Origin of the sequence: Clostridium sp. TW13 (assembly GCF_024345225.1) — a bacterium.
Lineage (GTDB): Bacteria > Bacillota > Clostridia > Clostridiales > Clostridiaceae > Inconstantimicrobium > Inconstantimicrobium mannanitabidum.
Window position 1 is genome coordinate 2,460,961 of record NZ_BROD01000001.1, and the last position, 20,611, is coordinate 2,481,571.

Here is a 20,611-nt window from a genome sequence, read left to right on the forward strand (position 1 = left end):
TCCCTTTTATATAATTTTTGTTATATTAATTTTCTGATGTTCTTCATTTAAAATACTATTTGTTGTGTAGACTTTTTTGATTAAATCATTCTTAAGAATTTCACCTTCAAAGATAGTATTCTCACAATGGGTTACCACTAAATAAACTTCTGAAGCACCTATTTCTTTAAGCTTTTCTGCAGTTAGAATAAAAGTTCCTCCCTTAGAACATAAATCATCAACTATAATAGCTTTGAAGCCTTTCTTGCTCACTGTTCCATTAAGCTCTAATTTTTTTATATTGCCCGTTTTAAAATCTCTTTCCTTAGTGGCAGTTAAAATATTTTCGTAATGAATTTGCTTTCCATATCTCTTTGCAGCACCTGCATCTGGATATATTAAATATACTTCCTCTTTTGCTGATTTAAATTCTTCTAACAAACTCTTAGTAATTTCTGCAGACATATTTATTACTTTAACTCTATCTAAAAGTGCTACACATACTTCTGAATGCGGTTCATATATAACCACTTGCTGAAAATCCAAATTATTTATCAATTTGCACAAATATTTTAGAGTAAAAACTGTCATTCCTTCTGTCCTATCCATTCTGCTATAAGGCATGTAAGTAAATATCAAACTAGCTTTTAGTCTAAATTCATCTAAATGACTTTTTAAAAACATTAGATGAGTTAAATCTTCATCATTCTCAAACTTAAGTTTTATCTCATTATTTTCTTGCATATTAAGCGTATTACTATTAATTAATGACTCCCCATTTGGGAATTTAATTATCTCAACTTTCTTATCATTTAAACTAATCATCTTTATTCACCTCATAAATTAAAAATTATGTTCCCAATTTGCATTAAACTTAAATACCTTAGCTGGTCTAAATGGCTTCCCATCTATTTTCTCATCCGTTTCAACTATCATATTATCCATCTTTCTTCTAAAATTTAATATTTCTCTCCCCATAATTGCTTCATACACATTTTGAAGTTCTTTAACTGTAAATAATCTTGGCAATAAATTTAGAGCTATAGGTGTATACTCCACCTTGTTTCTAAGCCTATCAAGAGCATAATCTATTATCTTGTAATGATCAAAAGCTAATTCAGCACTACTTCCTTCTAATAATTTATAAGTAACTTCCCGCTCTCGTAAAATTGTCTTTCTAATATTCTCCATAATTTCATATTCCATTTTGATATCTTCATTTTCAGATGTAAAGGTTAACTTATATCTATTTTCAACACTGCCTTTCAAAGAATTTGATTCTATTACCTTCTTTTCTATCCAAAACCATTGAGTTTCTTTATTAGCTTCTGGTTGTGTATACTTTATATTTTCCTTAGCTATTAGCGCCAAATTAGCCACACTAACCACCCTTGTTCTAGGATCACGCTTCACATCACCAAAAGTCCCCAACTGTTCTATATACACATTTTCAATCCTTGTTTTTTCCTTTAGCTTTCTTCTAGCACCATCCTCTAGATTTTCATCCATTTGAACAAAGCCTCCTGGAATTGCCCACTTGTTCTTGCAAGGATGCTCTTTTCTCTTTATTAGCAATATCTGCATTCCCTTTTTGGGAACTTTACGAAGATTATCTTCTTTTATATCATCTGTAGTGAAAATAATCACATCATTTGTAATGCTTGGTCTTTCATATTTTTCAATATTGTAGTCTTCCAAAAATTCTTTTTCACTTTTTTCATTTTCTTTTAGATTCATCGTTATACTTCCTCTCAAATAGATATTATCAATTTGATTTTATGTATTTATAATACATCATCTGTATTTATTTGTAAAGCCTTTTTATAAAAAACCTCAAATTTAAAATATACACCTATAAAAAACAAAGAATTTCTTTTGAATTAACAGATAAAAAGCCCATGACTCTTAGCCAGGACTTTTAATTAATTTTTGTTGTATAGTTTTTTTACTTAACACTCATATCATACTCTCGAACATTTGAAGCACATTTAATATTCCGTATCCCCACCGTGCATTTGGATAAATGTCTCCTATTCTTTTAACTGTTGCTCTACAAAGATATGCCTTAACAGTTTGAGAATACATATTACGATTATTCCCCTGAACCATACCCCATTGAAATAGCATCACACAGGCTCCAGCTACAACAGCAGCTGAAACACTTGTACCATTTACAACAGCTGTAGTATTATTAGGTGCCACAGTTAAGGCATTTACACCACCTGCTGCTACATCAACTCTACCAATAAATCTTTCTCGAAAAGACATTCCAGAATAATCGAGCACATTATTATTATTTTGATTGTAGGCTGCTGCAGTTATCACATAAACAGAGTTTCCAGGGTTTGTTAAAGTTCCATAGGGATCTGAAGCACTAAATTTTGTATTTCCTACAGTTATTCCACGCTGTGGCAGCCAAGCATTATATACTCCGTTTAAAATATAGTTTGCATGTAATCTAAGTATCCAAATGCCTGGCTGCAAATTGTAGAATCTAATTCTTATTAATTCATCCCCAGTATTTTCTTCTGGAAAATAATAATTAATTTTTAATGAGGTTTGCTCAAAAATGAAGGTATGAGTTTTGACTTCGTTAATAACAATAGGAAAAACCCCACTACTTTCACCAGAAGGAGATACTATATCAATAGTCATAATATTAGGTAAATCAATCCATACATCTATCCATAAGTACTTTTGCTCTGGTGATGCCTGCAATTCCATTGCAGTAACTGCATTAGGTTCTGTAATAATACCAGAAGTATGTCCACCTGTATCTCTTTCATTTCCTGCTCCTGAAACTACTAAAATCCCACTAGTTCCAGCAATTTGTTCAATAAACTCCTCTAAAATCCCGTTGCCTTTATGATTTCCTAAAGAGCTTCCTAGCGGAAGATAAATTACCATTGGCTTTTTACTTGTAAGTGCATATTCAAATAAAAATTCTAAAGCAGCAAAAATTGATGTTACATTAAAAATGGGTATTTTTATATTAAATTGAGCTTCATATGAATAATCCTCTATTAGTTTAACTGCAACAAAATCACACTTAGGTACCATTCCTTTCAGCATTGGATTTTTCCCTGCAGCTCCAATTATTCCAGCCATATTAGTACCATGGCCAATAGTATCTCTTGTAGGCACAATATCATAAGGTGATTTTCCTTGTGTACCTGCCTTGATTGCTTGATCTATGCTAGGTTTTCTATAAATGGCTCCAAATGATACGTAAATTTCATCTTCTTGCGGCTCCGCTAAAATACTTTGATCCCAAATACATTGAATTCTTGTTTCTCCATTTTCATTCATAAATTCATCACTTAAATAATCTATCCCTGAATCAACAATAGCAACGTCTACACCTTCTCCAGTTAAATTTAGAGGTAGCTGTTGCTGCAAAAAATCAACTTGAGTAGCTTGAACTGGTGAAATTTCCTGTAAAGTAAGCATATCTGCTGGCATAACATATACAATTGATTTTATATATGGTCTATCAATATTTATTTCAACATTCTTAGGCACAGATACAATAGCATATTTATCATTTATTATTGTTACATAATAACCAGGAACTTTAGAAATTTCTGCTTCAATATCACCTTGGTATTGAACCATATAATGATCCAAATTTCTATTCACAAATATATCCTTTGGTGCATTAGTTTTTTTCATAATACTCCTCCATATTTTCTTTTGGAATTCTTATAAATAAATTATTAAAATAAAATTCAAAATAACGACAATGGTTCTCATCCTTCCAAGATATCAAATCATCTACACTCTGCCTACTCTCTCCACTTAATGATTTATCCACCCTATAATTTCTGCTTATTATATCAAAGGTTCCTACCAAATCAAATTTTCCATATCCAATTTCTCTATTTGGATATCTATACGCTGGATTACTTCTATCAGCTCCATGAATTAAATATGTTATTACTTTTGTAGAATACATAGTGGTGTCATTTCCATTTATAACTCCCCATTGAAGCAATAATGCACAAGCTCCCGCCACAATGCCTGCTGCTGCTGAACTTCCAGTAACTGTAGTAACTCCTCCACTAGGCTGCGTTGTCAATATATTTACACCCAAGGTTGCAATATCAGGATTGATAATAACATCATCTGCATTAAACCCTTTTCCTGATGTAGGGATGAGAGCACTGTTATTCCCAAAGTATGCTATGGTTCCAACCTTTCTTGCAGTGGATGGAATTGTTAATGTGGTATTAGGATCCGAATTTAGAAATTTTGTGCCTGGTGGTAGAGTTTTAGCAGGAGGGAGCCATATATCATATCTTCCATCTGTTATATACTCTCCTCTTAATTGCAACACCCATATACCGGGTCTCATATTAGTAAAAGAAAGCTGTATCATCTCATGTCCTGTATAGTGCTCTGGTGTGAAATAAGCTACGGTCATTGTGGTATTCAAAAAAATAAATTTGATTGTTACTGTCTTATCTATTTTAGACTTAATAAATTTAGATTCCTCCCCATTAGGAGAAATTACATTTATTGAAGCAGTATTAGGGATTCTCACCCACACGTCAAAAGTAAAAAGTTGCATTTCTTTGGATATTCTTAATTCCACAGTAGAAATATCGCCTTGATTCAAGATAGATCCCGAAGCATGTCCTTCTGAAGCTCCTTCATTTCCTGTTCCTGATATTGCAACTATTCCCCTAATTGTTCCTATAGCTGTTATATATCTAGACACCAGATTATTCCCATCATGGCTACCTTCTGTAGTTCCAACTCCTATAAATATTACCATAGGCTTTTGAACCTTTATGGAGTAATTTTTTAAGTATTCTATTGCTGCTACAACTTCAGAATTGTTATAAATCGGAACATAATCAACTCCATTAGCTGCTAATCTATTCTTAAAATTAGTTGATTCTAGCAATTTTACAATAACAAAATTGCTATCTATAGATATTCCTTGAAATTGGCCATTATACCCCCTCGCTCCTATAATCCCTGCTATTTTAGTTCCGTGTCCTTCTATATCCTTTGAAGGAACAATTGCATATGGATCTTGATTATTTTTTTTCGCATTAATAGCACTATTGATTTGCTCATTAGTATACGTAACACCTACATATACTGAAGTATCTTTATAATCTTCAATCGATTGATCCCATAAGTTCTCTACCCGTGAAGTACCATCTTCTCTTATAAATTCTTGATTTAAGTAATCTATACCAGTATCAACCATTCCAATCAATACATTTTTACCTGTTAAATTTAAATATGGATTAATTTTAATATTATTTATATTGTCTACATCAGAAGGCGATATATCTTGGGCAATAAACATACGTCTTTGATCTATATATATAATTGATGGCACATCTTGTTGGAGCCTAGCTAAGTTTTCATAAGGCGTAGAAATAACAGCTAATGTATTAGTAAGTACGTCACCACAAGCATAAGTAATTTTAGATATTTCTTCTTTAAAATTACCTCTGTATTCTACTAAAAAATCAGGTGAATCTGTATAATAAAGCTTACAATTTTTAAAGTTCGCCACCATATACCCCTAAATATTACTCATACTTAGTAATATTTAAGGATTATGCAAATTATTCATAAAAAGAAACATATTGAATTATAAATTCTAACTATCTCAACACATGAAAAATGGAGGCATACGCCTCCAAAAAATTGTTTATCTTCCTTCTAATATTGCCATTATATCAGTTCTGTTAAAGAATTTCCTAAGAGGCACTCTAGAAGTTAAAAATACTACTATAGATAAGCATATGGAGCCTAATAAATATATTGGTTCGAATATATTTATAGTCTGTCCATGAGGATCCAAATAAGCAAAGTTTAATATTTCTACTCCTAAAATACCAACTATTGTTCCTAAAATAAATCCAATAATTATTACAGCTAACTGCTCTCTTAGTACAACTTTTTTAACTTCTTTCTGGCTCATTCCCACAGCACACATCAATGCTATTGATTCTTTTCTAGATATTAAGTTTATATAAATCAAGTTATTTAAAATAACCCATTCTATAGCTATCATGACACACACAATAAATATTCCAAACCCTATAAAAGCTGCTTCAAAAGATTTAGTAAAAGTTTCTGTCCATGCCACATCCATAATAGTTATTGATTTTTTGTATTTTTCATCAACTATTTTTACAGGTTTGTAGTCATTGAAGATTGTAATAAATCCCCTAACATTCTGTTTATCTTCAAGGCTTTTATCAACGTAAAATACCATAATTTCATCTGCTTTGAATAAACCAACTATTTTCTTTTTACCTTCTATACCTTCCAAGATATTTATATCATTACCTATATACTGATTAAGTTTATAATCTTTAGATTTAGCATAATCCTCATTTGCTAATATTTCTCCATCATTTTCTGGCATCCTGCCTTGTGTAAGCTTTAGATTGTCATTTTTAAAAATATATTTAATATCATCTTTTTTAAGCCCTACTGCCCTACATCCAACGGTACCTAAAACAGTTTTCATAGAAGTGGAGTTTATACTTGCATCTAAAACTTTTTCTACACCACCTGCATTTTCAATTTCTTCTCGGCATTGTTTTAAATCCTTTAGTGCTGTTTCAGGTTTATTGGCCATATATATTGCTTTGTTTTCAAAAGGGGAATGCATCAATCTATTAATATTTTTTATAAAGCCCCCACCAAAAGCAAAGAAAAAATATATTATAGCTACTCCTAAAGATAATGAAATAATTTGAGCCACTATCTTATTTGAATTATTCTTTATATATTTCAATGTGCTTAATGGTTCCATCTAATGTCCCCCCTCTATTATATTTATTGTATCTGCATTTCTTATAAGTTTGGCTACAGGAAAAACAGAAGATATAGTGGTTACAACAGGAAATATAGCTACCTTTAAAACATCTGATACTATTAGTCTATACCCCGGAACTCCTCTTGCAGTAACTCTAAAACTTTCTATTCCTATAAATAATACAATTAAAGCTATACCAACCACAAACGCTAATATATTAATAACGAATATCTCATTGAAGACTCTAGCTAAAATGTTCTTCACCTTAAAACCTAATGCCTTTTCAATACCAAACTCTTCCTTTCTCTGAAAATATTCTGAATAATTTGTAAAACCTATAATAACTGCTTGTACTAGAACTATAATGATAATTAACAGATTACACATGAAGGTAAAAGAAGAATTAAAATTTTGACTATCACTCCAATCTATATCATAATTTGTAACATCAAAATTCTTACTTCTATTTTGTAAAAGTTCTGAGTCTAGCTCTTTTCTGAAGCCATCTTTCCAAAAAAATAGATAATTTTTAGCTGAAGTTAAATTATGTTTATTTGACTGCATAGGAACAAAACCTAAGTTAATATCTCCTTTAATTACTCCAGTTAAAACATACTCACCTGATATTTTAAAATATGGATCTGTATCTTTAGATATCTTATCTCCAACTTTTAACTTCTTATTCCTAACTACCATGTCACTCAAAATTATTGAATTTTCTTTAGAAGTGTCAATTTTTCCTTCCTGCAAAGATAATCCTAACTTATTCATAGTAAAGTTGATATCCTTTTCTTCCATCTTATATACTACAAATCCTGAATCCATGCCAATAGTATTTTTTGTGCTGCTGGTCATAATGATTGATGGAATTATTTTTTCAATACTATCAGCTTTATTCAAATCATTTACTACCTTATCTAGTATTTTATCATCCTTACTTATAGCCTCTGAAAAATAATTTAATCTTCCAGTAGATAAACTAAATCCATCTACCATATTCCTTACAATAAGCTGCATAAATAAAACTATAAATATGCAAAGTCCAATAACAATTGAAGAACTGATAGCTTTTTTCTTATGAGTCTTTAGATATTTCCATACACTTAGAGGACTCATTATAAGTCACCTTCCTTTAAGCTTCCATCTATAATACGAATCTGACCATCAGCCTCTTTTAATATTGATTGATCATGAGTAACTACAATTATAGTAGCGTGATTCTTATAACTATTTAAAAATTCCATTACTGCAATAGCATTTTCATGATCTAAAGATGCCGTAGGCTCATCCCCAAAAATTATTTTAGGCTCATTAATGAGAGCCCTTGCAATAGCAACTCTTTGGCGTTGACCTCCTGACATTTCAAAAGGCTTCTTTTTTATGCAGCTTTCAAGACCTAAGTCACATAATAATTCTTTAGCTCTCCCCTCATATTTCTTAAAGTCCTTATTAACAGGAACCAATACATTTTCTAGAGCTGTTAAATAATTAATTAGAAAATGTCTTTGGAAAACAAAACCAAAATTCTTATTTCTAAATTCAGCTAATTCATTACTTTTTAAACTCCATATATCATTATTGTCAAATAATACCCTTCCTTTTGTAGGCTTCCTAAGACCACTTAATAAATACAACAAACTGCTCTTTCCACTTCCTGATGGTCCTAAAATACCGTATAATTTCTTATCTCCAAACTGTACACTAACATCTCTCAAAGCTTGAAACTCTGATGGTTTTCCTATATCAAATATATAATTTAATCCTTCACCTTTTAACATTATCTTCACTCCTCTTCGTTCATTGATTCTATTTTATATTGATTAAGTAAAAAAATTAAGTAACCACAGTCATATGTTTATATGACCATGGTTACTATTACTTAGAATTTATGAACACAACTAGCTTTGCTCTATCATTTATCCCTGTCTTACTATATATAGATGATACATAATTTTTAACAGTTCCATCTGAAATAAATAATGATTGAGCAATTTGCTTATTAGTAAACCCTTCAGCTACAAGTCTTGCAATTTCTTTTTCCCTTTCTGAAAGCATATTTAATTTGTCTTCCTGCTTAAAGTCATAGGGCTGCATTTCTCTAATATGACTATTCTTAATTGCAGAATCAGCTAAAACCTTTGCAACCTTATTCTCTAGCATAAGATTGCCTTCATAACATTCTTTCACTATTCTAATTAATTTTTGACTTTCTATATCCTTAAATACATATCCAGAGGCTCCATAGCTTAGTCCTTTTAAAATGTATTCCTCATCATCAAAGGTAGTAAGGATAAGTACTTTTACATCTGAATACTTTTCTTTAATAATTCTTGTTGCTTCAATACCTCCCATACCTGTCATCCTCACATCCATAAGTAGTACATTAGGATTATACTTTTCTACAATCTCTATAGCTTCTTCTCCACTTTTCCCACAGGCCACCACATTAATATCTTCATCTGTAGATAAGATTGTACTTAACCCATCTCTCATTAATCCTTGATCATCTATTATAGCTACCTTAATCATATTTCCCTCCATTAGACACCTAAAAACAAATAGCTTTATATCTTTTTGCCATTGTTATTTATTTTCAGAAGCTTTAAACTTAACATAAATATTAAAACCTTCACCCTTGCAGCTTTCAAAACTAATTTCACCTGAAGCTATCTTCACTCTTTCTTCCATGGAAGACAAGCCAAATCCTTTATTTATTACTGATACACCTTCACCATTGTTTCCAATAAATAAGTTTAAAACTTCATGTACATATTTTACGGTTATTATAAAACTACTAGCTTTACCATGCTTCACTCCATTAGTAAATGCCTCTTGAATTACTCTATATACAGTTTTTTGAATTATCTTAGATTCTCTAGAGAAATCTTCAATTGATGCAATAACTTTTAAATCACATAACTTTTTTGTTTCTTCTATTAACAAAAATAATTCATCATAATAATTGCATCTCTCTTCATCTGAATAACTTCTCACAGCCTTTCTCATTTCTCTAAGAGCCTTTCTGACCTGCTCAGTTCCTTCAGATATTTTTTGTTTCCCACCATTCAAATCCCCATCTACTACCAAAAGCCCAGCTTGCAATTCTGCCAAAGCTGTGGTTAGAGTATGTCCTACAGTATCGTGGATTTCCCTAGATATACTAATTCTTTCATTTACTCTTGTCAATTCTTCAACTTTGTCATATGCCTTAGTTAATTTTCTATTATAATTTACACCATCAACAGTTTTCATTAATAGACTTTCTTTTATCTCATTTATTTTATCATTTTGTTCAATAGCTTGTCTTAAAATATAAAGCAAAAGAAAAAATACTACATAAATAATTAACCAATTAATAAACTCTCCAAAATTCTGATGATTTTTATATGCACCTACAAAAATCCCATCACTTACAGCAATAATCACAGTGAAAATAAGTGCTGCCAAGTTAGTATAATACATGTTTATTAGAAAAATTATGCTGAAGTAATATAACTTTAGCACAACTCCATTATAGCTGTAATTAATAAATATACTAAATATAATATCTCCTAACAACCATAAAAACAGCCATTTTTTATGGTTATCTTCTCTAAAAAAATATATATCCTTTATGCATATTGAAAATATCAACATGCTATTAAGGAACATGAGTATAAACGGATTATCTATATTTCGTAATGCAGAAATAATAAAAATAGTAATTAAAATCATATAATTTGCATTAAATGCTCTATCCTTTAATTTATCCATCTTATTTCACCTTTATCATAGAATTTGCCTTAGATGCTACATTCGGCATCTAAAAATACATAAGTCTATATGCCTTAATATTTATTATATCTTACAATACATATAACTTTATATACAAAAAAAAAGAATTCTTAACCTTAACAGTTAAAAATTCTTTTTTATAGCTTTAAGCAGATTTTCTATTCATATCTTAACGCATCTATAGGCTTTAATTTTGAAGCCTTATAAGCTGGGAACAATCCAAATATTATTCCTATAGCCATCGAGAATCCAAAAGCAATCAAAATAATATTTAGTGAGAATACTGCTGAAACACCAAAGGAATTTAATAAATCTCCAACTCCAATTCCCAAAGCTACACCAAGTATTCCACCGATTGAACTTAATACAAGAGCTTCAATCAAGAATTGCTTTAGTATATCTTTTTGCTTACCTCCAAGGGCTTTTCTTATACCTATCTCCTTAGTTCTTTCTGTTACAGATACAAGCATTACATTCATAACTCCTATACCACCAACTATTAATGATATGCCTGCAATTCCTCCAAGCAATAAGCTTAATGTTTTAGTAATTGAACTCATTGTATCTAATAGCTGTTGTTGACTCATTAGATTATAAGGTTTTGCGCCATACTTGCTTAGCTTGCCTGTCATATAGGAATCTATAGAAGCCATTGCACTATCTACAGAACTTTCATTGGTTGCTTCTATATATACTGTAGATATTTTAGTGTTTTGTGCTATGAACTGTGCAGTAGAAATTGGCATAATTATAGTATTGTCTATATTTCCAGCCATAGATGAACCTACACTTTTAAGTACTCCGACTACCATAAATTCATCACCATTAAGCTTTATATATTGATTTATTGGATTTAATCTTCCAAATATATCTTGAGCAACTGTATCTCCTATAACAACTACTTTACTTCTATTATCCACATCAATTTGAGAAATAAATCTTCCATAATTCAAGTTTAGCTGCCTTATCTCAGAAATATCTTCATTTACTCCATTTACAGAGTAATTTGTTGTTTGAGTTCCTGTTTTAACCTGTACACTTGCAGAAATTATAGGAGACGCATTTTTCACTCCATCCATAGCCTTAATTGCTGTAATATCCTCTGGAGTCACCCCTTTTGACGCATTAACACTCAATGTTATTAAATTACTTCCTAAGGATTGAACTTGACTCATTATGGATTTAGATGAACCATTTCCTATAGCCACCATTACAATTACTGAGGAAATACCTATTACGATCCCAATCATAGTCAACAAAGATCTTAATTTATTACTTTTAATATTCTTCAATGCTATCTTTATTATTTGTAAAAATCTCACAGTTATCCCCTCTCTTCATATAGCTTTCCATCTACTATTTTGACTACTCTCTCAGCTTGGTTAGCGATATTGTTATCATGGGTAATCAATATAATTGTTTGCCCACCTTTATGGATTTCTTTTAACATTTCCATTACTTCTGCAGATGTCTTACTGTCTAAAGCTCCGGTAGGTTCATCTGCTAGTATTATTTCTGGCTCTCCAGCCAGCGCTCTTGCAACGGCAACCCTTTGCTGCTGTCCACCTGAGAGCTGATTTGGTTTATGGTTCTCTCTACCCTCTAATCCTACCTTTTTTAGATATATCATTGCTTTTTCTCTAGCTTCTTTTGCACTAATTCCTCTGTATAATAGGGGAACCTCCACATTTTCCAAGGCTGTAAGCTTTAAAAGCAAGTTAAAATTCTGAAAAACAAAGCCAACCTTCTTGTTTCTTATTTCTGCCAAAGCATTTTCTTTACATTTTTCTACATTAACACCACCAAAAATGTACTCTCCTTTATCAGGTGTATCTAAACATCCTAAGATATTCATTAAAGTAGATTTTCCTGAACCAGATGGTCCTACAATGGATACAAATTCATTGTCCTTTATGGTTATAGATACATTATCCAAAGCCTTAACTATTTCATCACCCATTGTATAGTGTTTAATAACATTCTTTATTTCAATCATACACTAACACCTCACTATTTAGATGATGAACCAGATTTTTGTGTTCCACCATTTCCATTTCTTCCATAACCACTTCCACCAAAGCTTCCTCTATTTCCACCTGCACCTTGCATCATAGATTTCATTGAATTGTTGCTAGTATTTGTTGCAACCTTTGCAATTAATACTTCATCGCCTTCTTCAAGTCCTTTTGTTACCTCCACATAAGTTTCGTTACTTATTCCTGTTTCTATATTTTTCATAGTTACACTGCCATTAGCATCTCTCACCATTACAAACTTTCCTCTATTATTACTCTTTACTGTACTTATTGGTAGCATATTCACATTATCTTTTTTCTCAATAACAATCTTTGCATTAGTAGACATTCCTATTTTTATATTCTTTATATCATCAAAAGATATTGTAACATCAAAGGTAGTTACCCCATTACTATAAGTTCCAATGTTACTAATTTGAGAAATCTTTCCCTTAAAAGTTTCTTTAGGAAAAGCTGTCAAAGTAATAGTCGCTTCTTGCCCAGATTTTATCTTAGGTAAATCAGTTTCATCTACTTGTATTTTTGTTGTTAACGTCTTATTATCAGTTATATTCATCAATTCTTGGTTAATATTTATATTCTCACCAACATAAAGACTTAAATTAGATACAATCCCTGCTTGTCCTGCTGTTATTACATTTCCACTACTTAGTTTTATCAATGTATCTCCTGCGTTAACAATAGAATTATTGGAAACATCAATTTCACTTATTGTATCTTTATAACCAGATCTTATAGTGTACACATTAGCTGACTCCACACTACCTGAACCTGTTATTGCATTCTCTAATGATCCTTTTGTAACCTTTATTGATGTATATTGCACAGCTGAAACATTACTCTTATTTGATTTTTTATAAAAATAAGTAGCTGCTCCTATCCCTCCTGCTATAAGTACAACTGCTAAAATTACACTAATTACTTTCTTTTTCACAATACCATCCCTTTCAAATCTAATTTACAGTTAGATGATATTATATGAACCTTAAAAAAAGCTTAAAAATGATTTTAAGCTTTTTGCGTTAAATATTTATTTTTAAACACCTAAAGTAGTTAGCAGTTTCAAATAAACTAGTATGCAGACTTATCTATTCTTTTTGAAGATGCCTTAATTGGTATTGTAACTATAAACTTCGTACCTTTAGGCATATTATCTTTTGCTTCTATTGTTCCATTGTGCTTGGTCACTATCCATTGTGCAATAGATAATCCTAATCCTGTACCCCCATTTGCTTTTGTTCTTGATTTATCTTCTACAAAAAATCTTTCAAATACCTTCGCCTTATTCTCCTGCTTAATTCCAATTCCACTGTCTTCTACTGACAAAAGGACCTTATTATCTACTTCTAATGTTGAAATCTTAATGTAGTCACCAGCCTGAGTATACTTTATTGCATTATCTAAAAGTATTATTATCAATTGTTTTATTCTACCTTCATCTCCCCAAATTATTGCGGGAGATAATTCAGTATATACTTTCTTTTCTTGCATTTCTCCAATCTCTGCATAAGGTTCTATTATATTTTCAACTATAGACTTTATATCTATTGTATTCTCTTCTATCTCTATAACATTTGAATCAGATCTTGCTAAGGTTAATAAATCAGCTACCAATCTGTTTAATCTATTAACTTCTGATAAAGCAGGTTCTATATCATCATATTTATCAATTATTTTACTTTCCGGATCTCTAAGAAGTAATTCTAATCTTGATTTTACAGTGGTTAGTGGAGTTCTAAGTTCATGGGAAGCATCCTCTACAAACTGCTTTTGTTTTTTCCACGACTCCATAATTGGCTCCATACTTTTTCCTGCTAAAAACCAACTAACACCAATTGATACAATTACCATAATAGCTCCACCCGTCAAAAGCATATAAAGTAAATTATTTATTACTTCTTCTGTAGAATTTATATCCACCAATAATTGAATCACTCTAGTTTTGTTATCAGCGCTGGTTACATTAAAGCAAATAGTTCTAAAATAATTCCTATCAACCTCTATAGTTTTTACTTCATTCAGTGTTTTTTCATTTAATATATCTTGGTTTTCATAATAAAATTTAGGCACACTATTATTATTAAGTATTTTTCCATCAGAATCTTTAATAAGTACAGTCATCCTAGGGGCTATCCTAATTCTATTTAGGTAAAATCCATTAGTCATACGATTCTTTACATTTAGAAGTTCTTTATCAACACTTTTGTATTGAGCAGATTTAACTAAGTTGAAAATGGCAAATGAAAATATCCAAAAAAGAGTCATAATTATAGTAGCATTTATTACTATCAGTCTAAACTTATTGTGCTTAACCATATTTACACCTCAACCAACATATATCCAAAACCTCTCATGGTCTTTATATACTTATCATAATCATAATCTTTTAATATTTTTCTTAAATTGCTTGCGTAAACTTCCACTACATTTACTGCTGTATCAGAATCAAATCCACATAATCTATCAAAAATTTGATCTTTTGTAAGAATAGCACCTTTATTATTCATTAGATATTCTAAAAGTTCATAATTTTTCCCCTTTATCATAAGTTTTTCATCCCTAATTGTTACTTCATGAGTTTTTAAATTAATCTTTAAATCCTTAAAACTTAATATTTCATTTTCTTCGAATGCTCCATTTCTCTTCAATAATGAAAAAATCCTCATCTTTAATTCTTCTAAATAGAATGGTTTTACAAGATAGTCATCTGCACCTTTTTTAAATCCATTAATTTTATCGTCTATGCTGTCTCTAGCAGTTAATAATAATACTGGGGTATTTATTTTGCTATTTCTTAATCTTTCAAGTACTTCATAGCCATTTAATTCTGGCAACATTATATCTAAAATTATTCCATCATATACTCCACTTTGTGCTAAATACAATCCTTCTTCTCCATCATATGCATGTTCGCACTTAAAATCATCCTTTAGTCCTTTTGCTATTGACTCACTTAAAAGTTTATCATCCTCAATTATAAGAATTTTCAAATTACTACCTCCTGATTTTAGAACTACTACTGTACAATTATGTAATATTGTTGTTATTACATAATTGTATCATATTACTATATATGAGTTCTTACAAATTTAAAACTTGTATTTTTAATCAATTTGTATTAATCTAATAATAATTTTATAATAAATTTATGAAATATATTAATTTTTCTCTCATAAATTTTTAAGTGAGAGATACCCTATAAAATTCAAAAAAATGAGGTGTGAATATGCTATTCTTAGATGAGGCAGAAAGATGTTTATTATGTAAAGTTCCAAGATGCAAGCAAAACTGTCCAATTAATACTCCTATTCCTGAGATAATAAGTTTATATAGAAATGGAGAAATAGAAAAAGCTGGCGAAGTTTTATTCCAAAACAATCCTCTTTCTTTAGTTTGCTCAATAGTTTGTCCACATGAAAATCAATGTAAAGGCAACTGCGTAAGAGGCTTAAAAGGGGAACCAATTAGATTCCATGATATAGAAACTGAAATTTCTGAGGATTATTTTAAGAAACTTCATTTTGAAAATACACCTAAGGACAAAGATAAAATTGCTATTATAGGAGGCGGTCCAGCTGGTATTACAATCGCACTTATACTAGCAAGAAAAGGCTTCAAGGTAACTATTTTTGATGCTAATCCTAAAATAGGTGGTGTTTTAAGATATGGTATACCAGAATATAGATTGACTAACAAGCTTATTGATGATATCGAAAATAAACTTCTACAACTTGGAGTAACAATTAGGCCAAACACTCTTATTGGACCAATTATAACTTTAGACAAACTATTAAGTGATGGTTATAAATCTATATTCATAGGTACAGGTGTTTGGAATCCTCAACCTTTAAATATAAAAGGTGAAACTCTTGGCACTACACATTACGCCATTGATTATTTAAAATCACCTGAAGTTTATAATTTAGGTAATAAGGTAGTTGTTATTGGTGCTGGAAATGTAGCCATGGATGCTGCTAGAACTGCTAAACGTTCTGGAGTAAAAGAAGTTTACGTAATATACAGAAAGAGTGAAGCTGATATGAGTGCTACTAGAGAAGAAATTAAAGAAGCGAGAGAAGATGGAGTTATCTTCAAATTCTTTAGAGCTCCTCTTGAAATCACTGAAGATGGAATAAAGCTTGCTTACACTGAAAATGTAATTGATGAAAATGGTAGAGTATCCACTAAAATATTAGAAGGACAAGAAGAATTCTTTCCATGTACTTCAACCATTATAGCAGTAAGTCAATTACCTAAAACTAATATAGTTTCTACTTCTGCTGATTTGCAAACTAACAACCGCGGTTTTGTTATAATTGATGAAAAAGGTACTACTTCAAAAAAGGGTGTATTCAGTTCTGGTGATGTAGTAACTGGCGGAAAAACTGTAGTAGAAGCTGTAGCTAAAGCTAAGATTGTAGCTGATGCTATGGAAGAATACTGCTTAAACAATTAATAAAAGTATAAAATTTCGAACATGTAAAAGAAAAGGCTAAAGGGTATAAATCTATATCCTTTAGCCTTTATTAATTCACACAATAAAATAAACTGACTTTTAATATTCACAGGGGGATGCAAATATTAAAAGCTAATATTTTAATTGAAACTATTTTTTTCACACACACTCTACATTTTTATTATAAAAAATAATTATGAATAAGTTGTGTTCAAAAAAAAAACTTTATATGAATTTATTTATCAAACAAATCTTCAAAATTATTTACAGGAGCTTGGCAGGTATTATTCTCACATAAATAATAAGTACTTTTATTATTTATAGTCGTATAATCCTTGCTAAAAGGAACTATTTCTTCTAACTCTTTCTCATTTTTATTTGTTTTAACTAAAACAGTTAAATTGAAATTAGGCTTTTTTCTTAATTGGACTTTTAAATTTTCTAAATCATTATCATTTTCAACAACACATACCAATTCTTTAGATTTGCTCAATGCAAAAGATGCTGCCATAAGATAAAAACTGTGATTTATTTCTCCTCCATACAAATTACTTGTGATAAAATCAAGTTGTTTTTCAGCTAACTCTTCTAACTCTTTCTGTCCAGTAAATCTAGAAAGCTTAATTAAATTATATGCAGCAACAGAATTGCCTGATGGCATAGCTCCATCATATAGTTCTTTAGGTCTTGCAATTAATTTTTCTCCATCCTTACCATAAATAAAAAAGCCAGCTTTATCATCATCCCAGAATAACCGTATCATTTCTCTGTTTAATTCTATAGCTTTTTTTAAATATTCTAATTTAAAACTTCCTTCATATAACTCTATAAGCCCCCAAGTTAAAAATGCATAATCATCCAAATATCCTTTATATAATGACTCTCCATCTCTATATCTGGCAAGCAATCTGCCATCTTTATCAACTAATGAATTAAATATTAAATTTACGGCCTTATCTGCACATTCAATGTACTTTTCTTCACCAGTAATTCTATAAGCTTTTCCCATTGCTGCAATCATTAATCCATTCCATGCTGTTAAAATCTTATCATCTTTATGCAAATTCATTCTAAGATTTCTATACTCCAAAACTTTTTTTCGTGATTCATTTATCTTAGAATCATATTTTTGAAAATTCTTGTTATTAATTAGATTAGGAATATTCTTGCCTTCAAAATTGCCTTCTTCAGTTATATCAAAATATTTATTGAATATATCCCCCTCTTCATCTCCTAATGTTCTTTTAATTTCTACAGGATTAAAAACATAAAATTTGCCTTCCTCTCCCTCACTATCTGCATCTTCTGCTGAATAAAATCCACCTTCTTTTCCTACCATTTGCCTAAAAACATAGTCTAATACATTCTCCGCAATAGTTTTATATAATTCTTTTTTGGTAACCTCATAAGCTTCTAAGTAAGTCATAACTAATAATGCATTATCATATAACATCTTCTCAAAGTGAGGAACTAACCATTTCTCATCTGTAGAGTACCTTGAAAATCCAAAACCTACATGATCATATAATCCACCTCTATACATAGATTCTAAAGTTTTCTCTACCATATCCAAAGCTATCTTCTCGCCATTTTCATCATAGTATCTAAGCAAAAACATTAATTTATGAGGAGTTGGGAACTTGGGTGCACTTCCAAAACCACCGTACTTTTCATCAAAATTATCCCAAAGTTGAGTAAATCCATTAGTTAATATATTGGGATTCAACCTATTTTGATTTGTACCTATATTAAAGTAGTTACCAAGCTGAGATACTATATTTTCTGTAGAATCTAAAATATCTGATTTATTACCTTCCCATTGTTCAGATACAGAATGTAAAATATCCATAACACCTGGCATTCCATAGCGAGAATATTTAGGAAAATAAGTTCCTGCATAAAAAGGTTTTTGGTCTGGAGTCATTATTATAGTCAATGGCCATCCACCATGACCAGTTAATGCTTGGCAAACAGTCATGTAGACACTATCCACATCAGGTCTTTCTTCCCTATCCACCTTAATTGCCACAAAATTATCATTCATTAATTGAGCTACTTCTTCATCTTCAAATGATTCGTGCTCCATTACGTGACACCAATGACAAGTGCTGTAGCCTATACTTAAAAAAATTGGCTTATCTTCTGATCTTGCCTTGTTAAAAGCTTCATCTCCCCAAGGGTACCAGTTCACAGGATTGTTAGCGTGCTGGAGCAAATATGGAGACTTTTCATTTATTAGTCTATTTGCTACTTTATTAATAGTAGGCACAGGCATCGCCTTCCTTTCATAATTAAGTTATACTTAGTATGCTCATTTTTCTAAAAATAAAAACCCCACAAAATTTAGTGAGGTTAGGGATTGTAAATTTTTTATATATGCATAACTACTTCTTTATATATGAAATGATTTTCAGCTTCGTAATCTATATGTTCTACAATAATTTCTTGTTTGTTCATTGTTAATGATTTAAATGCACTTTCTTCAATTTCTTTTCGATACATAAAGTATTTCATTAAATCTACTCGATTTTTTATATGATTCCGTTCTCCATATTTTGATTTCTTAACGTATTCTACCATCCAATCAATCCAATCTGGATAAAGCTCATAATTGTCTGATAAACGTTCCTTTGCAACCTTATCAATTTGTGCCTTTAAATCATAAGGTTTTAAGTAAAAAATCATAGGATTAAGAGGCCTTAAGATTTTCTCTATTTCTAAAATAGAGTCAACAATATACTCAGATGTGCAATCAGAGAATCGCACTAACTCATTTAAAATATGTTGGAATATCACACTTTCAAAAACATAAATACATTCATTCTCCAATGCAATATTAACAAAATGCTGTATTCGGCCTTTAACCAATTGTATGAAATCATCAGCATCCAATCTTCCTTCATAAGCTTCGTATTCTTGCAACTCATCAAATAACTCTGGCACATCCTTAAAAGCAGCAAAGAAAATGCAATAATATTTTCCATATTGTTTAATACTACTCATGATACGTTCTCTATGCTCTTTAAACTTTTCTAATATAAAATCTAATTCACTCTTCTTTAACACTGCTAGGAATTTCAGGTCACAAGGACTTTCTTTTGCATTATCCAAATCATATTCAAAATATACATTAACATCTTTCCCTTGTTCATTTAAGTTGTTATACAGATTCCATGCACATGAGGACTTCCCACTACCGTGAATACCTTCAAAATCAATGAATCTTGTCTTCATTATTTTTCCCTCCTTCAACAATTACGAATTTTGGATCTATATTACTTAGCTCTAATTCTTTATTTTCTCTACATAAAGCACATGTTACTTGTCCATAAAGTTTTGACCGTGTCACGTTCGGCACGCTCAATATACTAACCTATGCCTTAATTTGGTATCGCCTAAATATTGTAACACACAACTCATTATTGTTAAATAGATACTAAAGCACTAACTCATACCAACAGGCATATTAATAATACATCCTTGTTATATCCAAATAAAAAGTGACTATGTACACCACATAGTCACTAAATTTTATTTAAACTTAATCTCAATCATCAAACTATTTTCAACATA

The 20,611-nt window shown here is 30.6% G+C and carries 17 protein-coding genes; 1 reads left to right on the top strand and 16 read right to left on the bottom strand.

The window, feature by feature from the left end; translation table 11 throughout:
- Window positions 1–6: 6 nt before the first annotated feature.
- The 14 genes from OCU47_RS11945 to OCU47_RS12010 all read right to left on the bottom strand — a co-directional run bounded on the left by OCU47_RS11945 (window position 7) and on the right by OCU47_RS12010 (window position 15,572).
- Window positions 7–804, bottom strand: coding sequence for a ribose-phosphate diphosphokinase (locus tag OCU47_RS11945; protein ID WP_261828826.1), 798 nt, complete (start codon window positions 802–804; stop codon window positions 7–9).
- A gap of 18 nt (window positions 805–822) precedes the next feature.
- Window positions 823–1,716, bottom strand: a complete 894-nt coding sequence (locus OCU47_RS11950; RefSeq protein WP_261828827.1) for an NUDIX hydrolase — start codon at window positions 1,714–1,716, stop codon at window positions 823–825.
- A 219-nt stretch (window positions 1,717–1,935) separates the two neighbouring features.
- Window positions 1,936–3,651, bottom strand: a complete 1,716-nt coding sequence (locus OCU47_RS11955) for a S8 family peptidase (RefSeq protein WP_261828828.1) — start codon at window positions 3,649–3,651, stop codon at window positions 1,936–1,938.
- Window positions 3,638–5,515, bottom strand: coding sequence for a S8 family peptidase (locus OCU47_RS11960; protein WP_261828829.1), 1,878 nt, complete (start codon window positions 5,513–5,515; stop codon window positions 3,638–3,640). Before OCU47_RS11960 ends, OCU47_RS11955 begins: the two co-directional genes overlap by 14 nt.
- Before the next feature lie 138 nt (window positions 5,516–5,653).
- The gene (locus OCU47_RS11965; protein WP_261828830.1) at window positions 5,654–6,769 is read right to left on the bottom strand and encodes an ABC transporter permease; all 1,116 of its coding nucleotides are present in this window, start codon (window positions 6,767–6,769) and stop codon (window positions 5,654–5,656) included.
- A complete protein-coding gene (locus tag OCU47_RS11970) occupies window positions 6,770–7,888 on the bottom strand; it encodes an FtsX-like permease family protein (protein ID WP_261828831.1) in 1,119 nt (372 codons plus the stop codon).
- Window positions 7,888–8,550: an ABC transporter ATP-binding protein gene (locus OCU47_RS11975; RefSeq protein WP_261828832.1), complete on the bottom strand. Its 663-nt coding sequence runs from the start codon at window positions 8,548–8,550 to the stop codon at window positions 7,888–7,890. The genes OCU47_RS11970 and OCU47_RS11975 overlap by 1 nt, the downstream gene beginning before the upstream one ends.
- 97 nt (window positions 8,551–8,647) lie before the next feature.
- Window positions 8,648–9,301 carry a response regulator gene (locus OCU47_RS11980; protein ID WP_261828833.1) on the bottom strand — a complete coding sequence of 218 codons (654 nt, stop codon included), beginning with the start codon at window positions 9,299–9,301 and terminating at the stop codon, window positions 8,648–8,650.
- A 54-nt stretch (window positions 9,302–9,355) separates the two neighbouring features.
- A complete protein-coding gene (locus OCU47_RS11985) occupies window positions 9,356–10,525 on the bottom strand; it encodes a sensor histidine kinase (protein ID WP_261828834.1) in 1,170 nt (389 codons plus the stop codon).
- Window positions 10,526–10,704: 179 nt separating this feature from the next.
- Window positions 10,705–11,868: an ABC transporter permease gene (locus tag OCU47_RS11990; RefSeq protein WP_261828835.1), complete on the bottom strand. Its 1,164-nt coding sequence runs from the start codon at window positions 11,866–11,868 to the stop codon at window positions 10,705–10,707.
- Window positions 11,869–11,870: 2 nt separating this feature from the next.
- Window positions 11,871–12,542 (bottom strand): ABC transporter ATP-binding protein, encoded by a 672-nt coding sequence (locus OCU47_RS11995; protein ID WP_261828836.1) that lies wholly within the window; start codon window positions 12,540–12,542, stop codon window positions 11,871–11,873.
- Window positions 12,543–12,556: 14 nt separating this feature from the next.
- Complete coding sequence (locus OCU47_RS12000; protein ID WP_261828837.1) at window positions 12,557–13,516, bottom strand: efflux RND transporter periplasmic adaptor subunit; 960 nt, start codon at window positions 13,514–13,516, stop codon at window positions 12,557–12,559.
- 137 nt (window positions 13,517–13,653) lie between these two features.
- A complete protein-coding gene (locus tag OCU47_RS12005; RefSeq protein WP_261828838.1) occupies window positions 13,654–14,898 on the bottom strand; it encodes a sensor histidine kinase in 1,245 nt (414 codons plus the stop codon).
- A 2-nt stretch (window positions 14,899–14,900) separates the two neighbouring features.
- The gene (locus tag OCU47_RS12010) at window positions 14,901–15,572 is read right to left on the bottom strand and encodes a response regulator transcription factor (RefSeq protein WP_261828839.1); all 672 of its coding nucleotides are present in this window, start codon (window positions 15,570–15,572) and stop codon (window positions 14,901–14,903) included.
- A gap of 236 nt (window positions 15,573–15,808) precedes the next feature.
- Between OCU47_RS12010 and OCU47_RS12015 the strand changes: the two genes are divergently transcribed.
- Window positions 15,809–17,038, top strand: a complete 1,230-nt coding sequence (locus OCU47_RS12015) for an NAD(P)-dependent oxidoreductase (RefSeq protein ID WP_261828840.1) — start codon at window positions 15,809–15,811, stop codon at window positions 17,036–17,038.
- Between the two features lie 235 nt (window positions 17,039–17,273).
- Here OCU47_RS12015 and OCU47_RS12020 read toward each other — a convergent pair whose 3' ends face one another.
- Together OCU47_RS12020 and OCU47_RS12025 are read right to left on the bottom strand one after the other, a co-directional pair.
- Window positions 17,274–19,307: a thioredoxin domain-containing protein gene (locus OCU47_RS12020; RefSeq protein ID WP_261828841.1), complete on the bottom strand. Its 2,034-nt coding sequence runs from the start codon at window positions 19,305–19,307 to the stop codon at window positions 17,274–17,276.
- 101 nt (window positions 19,308–19,408) lie between these two features.
- Complete coding sequence (locus tag OCU47_RS12025) at window positions 19,409–20,272, bottom strand: P-loop NTPase family protein (RefSeq protein WP_261828842.1); 864 nt, start codon at window positions 20,270–20,272, stop codon at window positions 19,409–19,411.
- Window positions 20,273–20,611: the final 339 nt, after the last annotated feature.